At 73.3% G+C, this 11,792-nt stretch carries 11 protein-coding genes; 6 read left to right on the top strand and 5 right to left on the bottom strand.

The annotated features are described in order from the left end of the window. The first annotated feature begins 133 nt into the window (after positions 1 to 133). Positions 134 to 1,369 (top strand): ROK family protein, encoded by a 1,236-nt coding sequence (locus EDD28_RS07335; protein WP_170169384.1) that lies wholly within the window; start codon positions 134 to 136, stop codon positions 1,367 to 1,369. 189 nt (positions 1,370 to 1,558) lie between these two features. Here EDD28_RS07335 and EDD28_RS07330 read toward each other — a convergent pair whose 3' ends face one another. The 4 genes from EDD28_RS07330 to EDD28_RS07315 all read right to left on the bottom strand — a co-directional run bounded on the left by EDD28_RS07330 (position 1,559) and on the right by EDD28_RS07315 (position 5,780). Continuing rightward, positions 1,559 to 2,542, bottom strand: coding sequence for a sigma-70 family RNA polymerase sigma factor (locus EDD28_RS07330; protein ID WP_123739006.1), 984 nt, complete (start codon positions 2,540 to 2,542; stop codon positions 1,559 to 1,561). A gap of 112 nt (positions 2,543 to 2,654) precedes the next feature. Then, a complete protein-coding gene (locus EDD28_RS07325; RefSeq protein WP_123739005.1) occupies positions 2,655 to 3,497 on the bottom strand; it encodes a carbohydrate ABC transporter permease in 843 nt (280 codons plus the stop codon). A 1-nt stretch (position 3,498) separates the two neighbouring features. After that, entirely contained in the window at positions 3,499 to 4,425 is a 927-nt protein-coding gene (locus tag EDD28_RS07320) for a carbohydrate ABC transporter permease (protein WP_148059566.1), read from the bottom strand. A 5-nt stretch (positions 4,426 to 4,430) separates the two neighbouring features. Then, positions 4,431 to 5,780, bottom strand: a complete 1,350-nt coding sequence (locus EDD28_RS07315; protein ID WP_123739003.1) for an ABC transporter substrate-binding protein — start codon at positions 5,778 to 5,780, stop codon at positions 4,431 to 4,433. Positions 5,781 to 6,205: 425 nt separating this feature from the next. Between EDD28_RS07315 and EDD28_RS07310 the strand changes: the two genes are divergently transcribed. From EDD28_RS07310 to EDD28_RS07290, 5 genes are read left to right on the top strand one after another with little or no spacing between them, the layout of a single operon-like run. Continuing rightward, entirely contained in the window at positions 6,206 to 7,501 is a 1,296-nt protein-coding gene (locus tag EDD28_RS07310) for a mandelate racemase/muconate lactonizing enzyme family protein (RefSeq protein WP_123739002.1), read from the top strand. Between the two features lie 33 nt (positions 7,502 to 7,534). After that, positions 7,535 to 8,302, top strand: coding sequence for a FadR/GntR family transcriptional regulator (locus EDD28_RS07305; protein WP_123739001.1), 768 nt, complete (start codon positions 7,535 to 7,537; stop codon positions 8,300 to 8,302). 3 nt (positions 8,303 to 8,305) lie between these two features. Then, positions 8,306 to 9,313: an aldose epimerase family protein gene (locus EDD28_RS07300; protein ID WP_123739000.1), complete on the top strand. Its 1,008-nt coding sequence runs from the start codon at positions 8,306 to 8,308 to the stop codon at positions 9,311 to 9,313. Next, the gene (locus EDD28_RS07295) at positions 9,310 to 10,038 is read left to right on the top strand and encodes an SDR family NAD(P)-dependent oxidoreductase (RefSeq protein WP_123738999.1); all 729 of its coding nucleotides are present in this window, start codon (positions 9,310 to 9,312) and stop codon (positions 10,036 to 10,038) included. The genes EDD28_RS07300 and EDD28_RS07295 overlap by 4 nt, the downstream gene beginning before the upstream one ends. Before the next feature lie 6 nt (positions 10,039 to 10,044). After that, positions 10,045 to 10,896: an SMP-30/gluconolactonase/LRE family protein gene (locus EDD28_RS07290; RefSeq protein WP_123738998.1), complete on the top strand. Its 852-nt coding sequence runs from the start codon at positions 10,045 to 10,047 to the stop codon at positions 10,894 to 10,896. Here the strand turns inward: EDD28_RS07290 and EDD28_RS07285 are convergent. Then, positions 10,893 to 11,741, bottom strand: coding sequence for a fumarylacetoacetate hydrolase family protein (locus EDD28_RS07285; RefSeq protein ID WP_123738997.1), 849 nt, complete (start codon positions 11,739 to 11,741; stop codon positions 10,893 to 10,895). The genes EDD28_RS07290 and EDD28_RS07285 overlap by 4 nt on opposite strands. Positions 11,742 to 11,792 lie beyond the last annotated feature (51 nt).

Below are 11,792 nucleotides of genomic sequence, written 5' to 3'. Positions count from 1 at the left end.
TGGTGAGATACTTAGTACGCGAGAAATAGTAATACCTTTGCGAGAGCGTCCGCAACCGATCCGGACGTCTCGCCTGCGGTCCCGGCGCCGTCGGTACCCTTGGCGGACCCGCGTCGTTGGCATGAGGAGGGTCATGAGCGGAACGGCAGCGTGGCGTGGCAGCAGCGTCGCCCGCGTCGCCGACTTCAACCTCGCCGTGCTGATCGACACGATCCGGCGCTCGGAGTCCGGCCTCAGCCGCGTCGAGCTGGCGAGCGCGACCGGCCTCACGCAGCAGGCCGTCTCGGGCATCACGCGGCGCGCGCTCGCCTCGGGTCTGCTCCTGGAGGGGGAGCGCCAGCAGCCGAACGGCCGCGGCAAGCCCCGCACGCCGCTGCACCTCAACCCGGCCGGCGCTTACGCCGTCGGCGCGCACATCGACCCGCAGGGCCTCACGTACGTCATCGCCGACCTCGCGGGTCGGGTGGTCGCGCGGTCGGCCCGCGAGCTGGACCGGGACGCCGAGCCCGACGACGTGATGGCCGGCATGGCCGTCGAGATCGACCGGCTCGTCTCCTCCTCCGGCATCCCGCGCGACCGGGTCGTCGGGGTCGGCGTCGCCTCCCCCGGCCCGGTCGACCTCGGCCGGGGCATGATCGTGTCGCCGCCGCACCTGCCGCGATGGCGCGACGTCCGGGTCACGACGGAGCTCGCCCGCCGGACATCGCTCCCGGTCATCCTGGACAAGGACGTCGCCGCGGCCGCCGTCGGCGAGCGCTGGGCCGGGACGACGATGCACTCGGCCGACTCCGCCTTCCTCTACATGAGCACCGGGGTCGGCGTCGGCATCGTCGCGGGCGGCAGCGTCCTGCGCGGCCGCACCGGCAACGCGGGCGACGTCGGGCACCTGTCGGTCGACTCGGCCGGGTTCCACTGCCCGTGCGGGCTGCGCGGCTGCCTGGCCGGCGTCCTGTCGACCGACGGCATCCTGGCCGACGCGGTGGCCGACGGGGCGCTCCCGAGTGCGCCGGCCACGCGCGAGGCCGCGCTGCCGATGCTCACGACGCTGGTCGAGCGGTACGAGGCGGGCTCCCCCGCGGCGACGGCGACGATCGAGCGCGCCGCCGCGCGCCTGGCCGTCGCGATCCGCACGATCGCGAACATCACCGACGCCCAGGTCGTGGCGATCGGCGGCATGACCTGGGCCCGCGTCTCGGACGCGATCATGCCGCTGCTCGACGGGCTCCTCGCGGCGGGGCTCGCCCGCGGGCCGGACGTCCCGCTGCGCGTGACGACGAGCGCGTTCGGCGAGGACGCCGCCGCGATCGGCACGGCCTGCCTGGTCCTCGACGACGCCTTCATGCCCAGCGCCGGGACGTTCGCGCTCTAGGGCGGCTGGTCGGGCCGCTGCGCGAACCCGGCCGCGCGGGACGGCGGGGTGCCGTGCGCGCCCGGCGCCCACCCGAACGGCCGGGGGCCCGGCCCCGTGGCCCCCGACGGCGGCGACGGGGACGGCGCGGCGCGGTCCGGCCGGGTCGCCCAGCTCGAACGGCCGGCGGCCGTTCAGGCCCGGCCGGCGCTAGTCCAGGTGTGCCGGGAGGCCGAGCGCGGCGAAGATCTCGGCGCCGAGGAAGACCGTCTCCTCGACGACGCGCGCGCCGCGACCGTCGTCGCGCACGACGAGGGCGTGGACGCCCCACGGGGCGTGCCCGCCGGCGGGGTCGCGCCGGTACTGGGCGAAGCCAGGGCCGCCGCTGACGTCGACCGCGATCGTGCGCGAGCCGAGACACTCGTGACCGGGACCGGCCATCCAGCCGACGACGTCCTCGCGCCCGGAGAGGTAGAGCTGGAACGGCGGCATCGACATGACGGCGTCCTCGGCGAGCATCGCCGCGAGCGCGTCCATGTCGTAGCGCTCGAACGCCTCGACGTACCGCTCCACGACGGCCAGCTCCTCGGCCCGGTCGACGTTGGGGCGCGCGGCGCGCGACCCGTCCTGCACGGCGCGCATCGTCTCGCGCGCCCGCTGGAGCTGGGAGTTGGCCGCGGCGACGGAGACCTCGAGCAGCGCGGCGACCTCGGCGGCTGGCCAGGCCAGCACGTCGCGCAGGATGAGGACGGCCCGCTGCGAGGCCGGCAGGTGCTGCAGCGCCGCGACGAACGCGAGCCGGACGGACTCGCGCGCGACGACGACGTCGGCCGGGTCCCGCACCAGCTCGTCGAGGCTCGGCTCGACGAAGGTCTCGGCGGGCCGCGGCTGCCCGAGCGAGGAGATGACGGGCGCCGACGGGCCGGACTCGAGGTCGACCGGCAGGGCGCGACGCTTGCGGGCGGCGATCTCGTCGAGACAGACGTTGGTGAGGATCCGGTAGATCCACGTGCGCAGCGAGCTGCGGCCGTCGAACCGCTCGTACGCGCGCCAGGCGCGCAGCATCGCGTTCTGGACGGCGTCCTCGGCGTCCTGGATCGAGCCGAGCATCCGGTAGGCGTACCCGCGCAGCTCGCGTCGGTAGACGTCGAGCTCGGCGGGGAAGCCGGAGACCCCGGCGACGGCGGTTGTCATGGGGTCATCGTGACATCCCGGTCCGACATCGGAGAAGGGCGCCCGGGGCGCTGCGCCCGCGCGAGGCGCCGGTCGGACGCCTCGCGCGGGGGCACCGCGCGCGGGGCAGCGGCTACCGGCTGACCCCGACCTGGAGGCCCTGCATGATGTACTTCGAGGCCACCGACAGCAGCAGGAGCGGCACGACGGCCGTGATGAACAGTCCCGCCGACACCAGCGGCTGGTCCGTCACGAACCGCTCGCCGATGGAGGCGAGCGTCGGCGTGAGCAGCCGGTTCGCCTGGTCGGGGATGAGGATGAACGCGAAGATCAGCTCGTTCCACACGCCGAGGAACTGCAGCACCGCGAGCGTCGCGAGGCCGGCGACGCCCATCGGGAGGATGACCGACCACAGCGTCCGGTAGAACCCGGCGCCGTCGATCCGCGCCGCCTCGATCACCTCGTTCGGGATGCCCCGGAAGGAGATGGTGAGGAAGAACGTGGCGAACGGCAGGCCGGTCGCGAGGTACACCAGCACGAGCCCCCAGTAGCTCCCGACCAGCTCGAGCCGGGAGAGCATGAGGTAGATCGGGATGATGAGCACCGGCCCGGGGATGAGCATGACGGAGACGAACGTCGCCGTCACCGCCCGCGCCCCGGGGACGGGGAGCTTGGCGAGCGCGTAGGCGGCCAGCGCCGCCAGCAGCAGCACGAGCGACACCGAGACGACCGACACGATGAGGCTGTTGAGGAACGCGCGGCCGGCGCCGTAGGCGTCGGCGAGCGTCACGTAGTTCGCGAGGCTCCACTGCCCCGGCAGGCCGAACGGGTCCTGGAGGTAGTCCTCGTTCGAGCGCAGCGACGTGACGAGGACGAAGTAGAGCGGGTAGATGATCGACGCCGCGACGCCGCACAGCATCGCGAAGACGACCCACTGGCTCCGGCGACGGCCGGTCGGGGCGACGGATCGAGACATCTCAGTCCTCCTCCTGGAGTCGGAAGACGCGGTTCTGGATCAGCGTGAGCACGCCGATGAACAGGAACAGCAGCACCGCGAGCGCGGCCCCGGCGCCGAGGTTCGTGCTCGAGAACGCCTTGAGGTAGACGAGGTAGTCGATCGTCGTGGTCTCGAACCCAGGCCCGCCGGCCGTCATCACGAACACGAACCCGAACAGCGAGGAGAACGTGTAGAGGACGTTGATGATGAAGACGAACCCGAGCACCCGCCGCACGTTCGGCAGCGTGATGAACCACAGGCGCTTCCACCACCCGGCGCCGTCGAGCGCCGCGGCCTCGAAGACCGCGGGGTCGATCGACGTCAGCCCGGCGAGCAGGAGCAGCGACTGGTAGCCGAAGCCCGACCAGACCAGCGCGAGGACGATGACCGCGATCGCCAGCCGGCCGTCCGTGAAGAACTGCACCGGCTCGACGCCGAGCAGCCCGAGCGCCTGGTTGACGGCCCCGTAGTAGCCGAAGGCGTTGCGGAACATGATGCCGATGACGGCGACGGACAGGACGTTCGGCAGGAAGAAGATCACCCGGAAGGCCCGCCACCCGCGCACCCGGTCGAACAGCAGGACGGAGACGACGAGCGCGACGAAGATGACGAGAGGGACCGAGACCAGGAACGTCACGTTGTTGAGGAACACCTCGTGAACGATCGGGTCGCGCAGGAGCGCGACGTAGTTGCTCAGGCCGACCCACCGGTACGTCAGGCCGTTCGTCCGGGTGAAGGAGATGTAGAGCGCGAACAGCACGGGGAACGCCATGAACCCGACGACGACGAGGAACGCCGGCAGGACGGCGAGCAGCCCGACGACCCGGTTGCGGTCCCGGATCGAGCGGCCCGGTGCTGGCCGCGTCCCCGCGGGTGGCTGCCCACCCGCGGGGACGGCTCGTGCCACCGACGTCACTGCAGCGCGATTTCCTGCTCGTAGGACGCCTGGAGCTGGTTCACCGCGTCCTGCGGCGTCGTCGTCCCGAGGAACACCGCGGCGTTGACGCGGTAGAACAGGTCGATCGTCGCCTGCGGCATCACCGAGTCGAAGGCGAAGGTCACCCCGTCGCTCGCCTCGGCCAGCTCCTCGAACTGCGCCCGCAGGAGCGGGTTCTGGATCTTCGACGGGTCGCCGTCGCGGTGGTTGGAGCCCTGGGTCTGGTAGAGCTCGACGAACACGTCCTGGTTCTCCGGCTCCGCGAGGAAGCGGAGGAACTCCCCCGCCAGCTCCTTGTTCTTGCTGTACTCGGTGACCGAGATCGCGATCTCGGGGCCGCCGGCGCCGATGTTCGGGTGCGCGGAGCCCTCGAGCGTCGGGATGAAGAACGAGCTGACGCCGTCCTCGCCGAACGCCTCGAGCATGTTGTTGTTCTCCCAGCTCCCCACGAGGTAGTAGGCGCTGCCGCCGCTCACGAAGCCGGCAGTGGAGTCCCCGTTGGATACCTGCCCGGCGTCGGGGTTCGTCAGGCCGCTCGTCCCCCAGTCGGCGAATGCCTGGTAGGCCTTCACCATCGCGGGGTCGTCCACCCGGATCTCGCCGGCGTACATCTGCGTGAACGCCGACTCCCCGAGCTCGCCGCCGACCAGCGCGCTGATCATCCAGGCACCGGTGTAGCCCTCGAGGTTCGCCACCCAGAAGCCGTTCTTGTCGGTGGCGTCGACGACCTGCTGCCCGTTGGCGATGAGCTCCTCCCACGTCTGCGGCGGGTCGGCCGGGTCGAGGCCGGCCTCCTCCAGCACGGCGTGGTTCTGGAACACGGTGAACAGGTTCCCAGCGCCGTAGGGCATCCCGAGGATGCGACCGTCGGGCTCGAAGCCCTCGCGGTTGACGTTGAAGCCCGCCATCGAGTCGATGATCTCGGGCGTCAGCAGCGGCTCGAGGTCGGTGAAGAACTCGGCGAACGACAGCGTCGGACCACCCGCGTACTGGATGCGGACGTCGGGGCCGTCGCCGGCGATCGAGGCCGCCTGGAACTGGGCGCCGTTCGCCGTGATGTCCCCGCCCTGCTGGACGACCTTGACGGTGACGCCCGGGTTGGCGTCCTCGAACTTCGCCGCCATCTGGTCGATGAAGGAGTTCTCCATGTCGGCGTCGCCGTTGTCGAGCGTCCGCCCCAGGATGCCGGTGTCCCAGACCAGCAGCTCCCTCGTCTCGGTGCCCGAGCCGGACGACCCGGCACCCGAGTCGGACGACGGGCCGCAGGCGGCCAGCCCGATCACGGCGGCGAGGAGCACAGCGGCCCCCGGTCCATGCATTCTCATTCCGGATCCTCCCTGTCGGGCCGTACCACCGGGCGAGCCGGTCGGCCTTCGCGTCTGTGCACATCGGTGTGCAGTCCTGCCGGACGGCGGGTGCGGGCGCGGACCTCCCCGGGCCGATCGGTGCGCCCCGCCCGCCGGGCCTCGACCGAGGCCCGGGACGACGACGTCCCTCCCGGGGTGCGCCTACCCCCGCGATGGACGATACATCATACCTAGCGAGGTCGCCAAGACCCGGCGCTACCCGTGACCGACGCGAACATTCCGTGCGGTCGCGCGGTTTTCGTCCATCACCTTGGACTCGACCTGGATTAACATATGATGTATGTTCGGCCCGGTGGCCGACTCTCGGCTCACGGCTGGCGACGACGCGAGCGATCCGGCGCGCGCGACGCGGGAGGGACGGCAGTGGTCATGGAGGTACGGCAGTGATCATCGACTCGATCGACTTCTTCTACGGCTCGATGCCCGAGGTGACCCTGGAGGCCGACGGCAGCCAGGACGCGCTGCTCGTCCGCGTCGCCACCGACGACGGCAGCGTCGGCTGGGGCGAGTGCGAGGCGTCCCCGCTCGTGTCGATCGCCGCCTTCGTCGCCCCCCGCTCGCACGGCGTGTGCCAACCCGTCTCGGCCAGCGTGATCGGGCAGCGGATCGACGGCGTCGCCGACATCGAGCGGCTGACCCGGCTCGTCGGGCGCAACAGCATGGACCTCCTCCAGGCGGCCCACACGTGGTCCGGCATCGAGATCGCCCTGTGGGACCTGCTCGGCCGTCGCCTCGGCGAGCCGGTGTGGCGCCTGCTCGGGTACGAGCGGTCCCACCCGAAGGTGCCGTACGCGTCGATGCTCATGGGCGACTCCCCGCAGCTCACGCTCGAGCGGGCGCGGGAGGCGCGGGCGCGTGGCTTCCTGGCGGTCAAGGTCGGCTGGGGCGGGTACGGGACGGGCACCGCGCGGGAGGACGCCGACCACGTCGCCGCCGCCCGCGAGGGCGTCGGCCCGGACGGGGTGCTCCTGGTCGACGCCGGGCAGATCTGGGTCGACGACCTCGAGGCGGCGGCGGCCCGGCTGGCCGCGCTCCAGGCCGCGGACGCGCTGTGGCTCGAGGAGCCGTTCGTCCCGTACGCCTTCGGCGCACACGCGCGCCTGGCGGAGCTGGCGGGCAGCGTCGGCATCGCCGGCGGCGAGGGCGCGCACAACCCGCACATGGCGATCAACCTGATCGAGCTCGGCGGCGTGCGGTTCATCCAGGTCGACGCGGCCAGGATCGGCGGGATCGGCCCGGCGCGGCAGGTGGCCGACGTCGCGCTGGCCAGCGGCGTCACCTACGTCAACCACACGTTCACGTCCCACCTCGCGCTCTCCGCGTCGCTGCAGCCGTTCGCCGGCCTGGCGACGCACCGCATCTGCGAGTACCCGGCGGAGCCGAAGCAGCTCGCGCTCGACCTCTCGCGCCAGCACATCGCGCTCGACGCGAACGGGGAGATCGCCGCCCCCGACGCCCCCGGCCTCGGCATCGACGTCGACCCGGCCGGGCTGAGCCCGTACCTGCGCGACGTCGAGATCCTCGTCGACGGTCGCACGCTGTTCGCCAGCCCGTCCCTGCCCGGGGAGCCGGCGCGGGCGCGGCTGGCCGCGACGACGGCGCGGCCAGCGACGACGACAGCGCCCGCGAGCGGCCCCGCCACCCCCTCGGTCCTCGACCCCTCCCGCGCGCTACAGTGACGAAAACTCGTCGTACCTAAGCGGAGGCATGTCATGGTCGAGCCAGCAGGGACCCGCTCGGGCTACGCGATGCGCGGCCGGCAGGCCATCGTCATCGAGGCGGTCGGGCGCAGCATCGTGTCGGGCGAGGTCGCCGTCGGCGAGGTGCTGCCGCGGGAGGCGGAGCTGGTCGAGCGGTTCGGCCTGTCCCGGACCTCGGTCCGGGAGGCGATGCGGGTGCTCGCGGCCAAGGGTCTGGTCGACATCCGCCAGAAGGTGGGGACGCGGGTGCGCCCCCAGGAGCTGTGGAACGTCTTCGACACCGACATCCTGCGCTGGCACAACGAGGCGGGGCTCGGGGCCGAGATCATGCGCGACCTGGTCGAGGTGCGGCAGATCATGGAGCCGGCAGCGGCGCGCCTGGCCGCCGGCCGCGCCACGATCGCCGATCACCACCGGATGGCCAAGGCCCTCGCCGCCATGACGGCGAGCACCGAGGACCCCGACGACTACGCGTCGGCCGACGTCGAGTTCCACCTCGCCGTGTACGCCGCGAGCCACAACTCCCTGCTGCGGCAGTTCGGGAGCGTCGTCGCCGACTTCATGAAGCTCACGTTCACGGTGCAGCAGCACACGACGATGGACCCCGGCGAGCTCGCGGCGGACGCCGCCAGCCACGCGACGGTCTACCGCGCGATCGACCGGGGCAACGGCGAGCAGGCCGAGGAGGCCATGCTCACGGTCGTCCTCGACGGCAAGAACGCGCTCGTCCGCGCCCTCGGTGGAGCCGACGGCGGGCCCGTCGGCGCGTCCGGCGGCTGAGCCGTGGCGCGGGGGGCCGGGCGGGTCGACGGACGCGATACCGGACGGGCCGGCGCAGGGGGCGCCGCGGCGCCGTCGACGTCGCCGCCCGCGACGCTGACGCTCGAGCGCGGCGGCCTGCTGGCCCGCCTGCGTCCGGCGGAGGGCGCGGTCCTCGACGAGCTCGGCCTCGACGGGGTCTCGGTGCTCGCCCGCACCCCCTGGGCCGAGGACGTCACCCCCGCGGGCCACGCGACGCTCGCGGACGAGGCCTCGTGGGTCGCGCGGTGGCGCGGCGGCTGGCAGCTCTGCGCGCCGAGCTCCGGCCAGCCCTCGCCCGCGGCGCCCTCCTTCCACGGCGAGGCATCCCTCGCACCCTGGCGGGTCGAGCCGGTCGCACCGGACCACGCGCGCGGCTGGTGGACCTCGCGCGACGGCGGCCTCACGATCGAGCGCTCCTGGCGACTGACGGGATCGGGAACGATCGAGGTCGCCTCCCGCCTGCGCAACACCACGCCGGAGTCCGTGCCCGTGATCGTGGCCGAGCACCTGATCCTCGGCGGCGACCTGCTGACCGCCGCGCTCGACGGCGACGGTGCGCGGCTCGAGCTGCCCCGCGCCGACCTCCTGGCCCTGAGCTACTCGGGCGAGCCCGACCCGACGGCGCCGCCCGTCGACCCCGCCCGGCTCACCACGCTCGACCGCACGACACCCCCGCTCGTCACCGGGATCGCCGACCCCGACCGGCGCGCCGTCACCGTCGTCACCCCGTCGCTGCGGGCCGAGGTGACGTGGCGCGGGCTGCGCCACGCGCTGCTGTGGACCGAGCTGGCGGCGAGCCGGGAGGAGCCGTGGGGCGGCCGCGTCGTCGCGCTCGGCATCGAGCCGACGACGACGCCGCACGGCGGCGGCCTCGGCGTGCCGGGTGCGCACCGGCTCGACGCGGGGGCGACGCTCGCCTGGTCGGTCGGCCTGCGCCTCGCGCACGCCGACGACACCCACCACCCGCACGACAGGAGGGAACGAGGATGACCGACAACGGACTGCGGTGCCTGGTCACGGGGGCGGCGAGCGGCATCGGCGCCGCCGTCGCCGAGCGCCTGCGGGCGCGCGGGGACCGCGTCGTCGGCGCCGACCGCGAGGAGCTGCCGGACGGCCTGCGGGTCGACCTGTCGGACCCGGCCGGCCGGCACGACCTCGTCGCGCGCGCGAGCGACGTCCTCGGCGGGCTCGACGTGCTCGTCAACGTCGCCGGCGTGTTCGCGGAGACACCCGTGCTGAGCAGCACGCTGGAGCAGTGGCGCGCCGTCTGGGCCGTCGACCTCGAGGCGCCGCTCGAGCTCATGCGCGAGGCAGCCGTCACCATGGCGGCGACCGGGTTCGGTCGCATCGTCAACATCACGAGCGTCCACGCGGGGTTCGCCCAGCCCGACTGCCTGGCCTACGACGTCGCGAAGGCCGGGCTGGAGGCGGCCACGCGCTCGTTCGCCCTCGACACCGCGCGGCACGGCGTGCTGGTCAACGCCGTCGCCCCCGGCTTCGTCCGCACGCGGATGAGCCTCACGGCCGAGGGCGTCGACGAGACCGACACCGAGGCGTTCCGCGAGCGCTACGTGCGGCACGGGCTGCTCCCCCTGGGCCGGGCGGCCCTGCCCGAGGAGATCGCCCACGTCGTCGGCTGGCTCGCGAGCCGGGAGAACACCTACGTCACCGGTCAGGTCCTCGTGGCCGACGGCGGCCTCACCACGACGTTCTGACCGGCGATGACCCGGGTGATCGCGACGGGGCTGGGGTTCCCCGAGGCGCTGCGCTGGCACGACGGCCGGCTCTGGTTCAGCGACATGTTCCGCTCGCGGGTGGCGCGGTGGTCGGAGGCCGACGGCGTCGAGACGGTGCTGGGGGCCGAGGACGGATGCCCCGAGATGCCGGGCGGGCTGGGCTGGCTGCCGGACGGGCGCCTGCTCGTCGTCGACTGCCTCGGCCGGCGCGTGCTCGTGCGCGAGGACGACGGGCTGCGCGTGCACGCCGACCTCGCGGGGCTCACGCCCCACCCGCTCAACGACCTGCACGTCGACCCGGACGGCGTGGCCTGGGTCGGCGGCTACGGGTTCGACCCCGAGCTGGACGCCCCGGTGCCGTCACCGCTGTGGCGCATCGACCCCGGGACGGGCGACGTCGAGCCGACGGCCGCCGGGCTGGTCTTCCCGAACGGCTGCGAGCGGACCGAGCGCGGGCTCGTCGTCGCCGAGACGTTCGCCGACCGGGTCACCGTGCTCGACGACCGCGGTGATCCCTCACCGCTCGCCCTCCTCCCGCCGGGGTCGGGCCCCGACGGCCTCTCGGTCGCGCCCGACGGACGGGTGTGGGTCGCGCTCGCCTTCGCCGGCGCGCTCGTCAGCGTCGAGCCCGACGGCGGCGTCACGCGCGTGCTCGAGGCCGGGACGAGCGCCGTCGGCTCGGGCCGCGCCGGCGTGTACGACTGCGCGGTCGAGCCGGGCGGGCGTCGCGTGGCGGTCGCCGGGGCCGACGTGGACGAGGAGGTCGCGGCGCGCGAGGACACCGGCCACCTCCTGCTGCTCGACCTCGCGCCGCGGTCGGGCCTGCCGTCCGGCTAGACGGCGGGGACCACGCGCTGCCGGGCGCTGCCCAGCCGGTCGATCCGCAGCTCCATGACGTCCCCCGGCACGAGGTAGGCCGGCTCGGCCATGCCGAGGGCGACGCCGGGCGGGGTGCCGGTGTTGATGAGGTCGCCGGGCTCGAGCACCATGAACTGGCTCAGGTACCGCAGGATCTCGGCGGGGTCGAAGATCATCGTGGCGGTCGAGCCGCTCTGCCGGCGCACGCCGTTGACGTCCAGCGACATCCCCAGGTCCATCACGTCGCCCACCTCGTCGGGCGTCACGAGCCACGGCCCGGCGGGGTTGAACGTCGCCGCCGACTTTCCCTTGACCCACTGCCCGCCGCGCTCGAGCTGGAAGGCGCGCTCGCTCACGTCGTTCACCAGCACGTACCCGGCGATGGCGTCCCAGGCCGCGGCCGGCGAGTCGAGGTAGCTGGCTCGCGAACCGACGACGATGCCGAGCTCGACCTCCCAGTCGAGCTTGGTCGCCCCGCGCGGCATGACGACGTCGTCGTCCGGGCCGACGAGCGTGTTGGGGCTCTTGGAGAAGACGATGGGCTCGGTCGGGACGGGCATGCCGGACTCGGCCGCGTGGTCGCGGTAGTTCAACCCGATGCAGACGATCTGGTGCGGGCGCGCGATCGGGGCACCGATCCGCTCGCCGGCGAGGGGGCGCGGGGCGCCGGCCTCGACCAGACCGGGCAGGTCGCGCAGGCCGCCGGCGGCGAAGAACGCCTCGTCGAAGTCGGCGACGTGCTCCGACACGTCGACGTACTCGTGCTCTCCCACGGCGACGGCGGGTCGCTCGTGTCCCGGTTCACCGATCCGCATCAGTCGCATGTCGCACGTCCTCCCATCGCGGTCCAATAGATCATATGATTGTATCCGATC

Source organism: Salana multivorans (assembly GCF_003751805.1).
Taxonomy (GTDB): domain Bacteria; phylum Actinomycetota; class Actinomycetes; order Actinomycetales; family Beutenbergiaceae; genus Salana; species Salana multivorans.
Note: the sequence above shows the minus strand (reverse complement) of the source record. Positions and strands in the feature narration are given on the sequence as shown.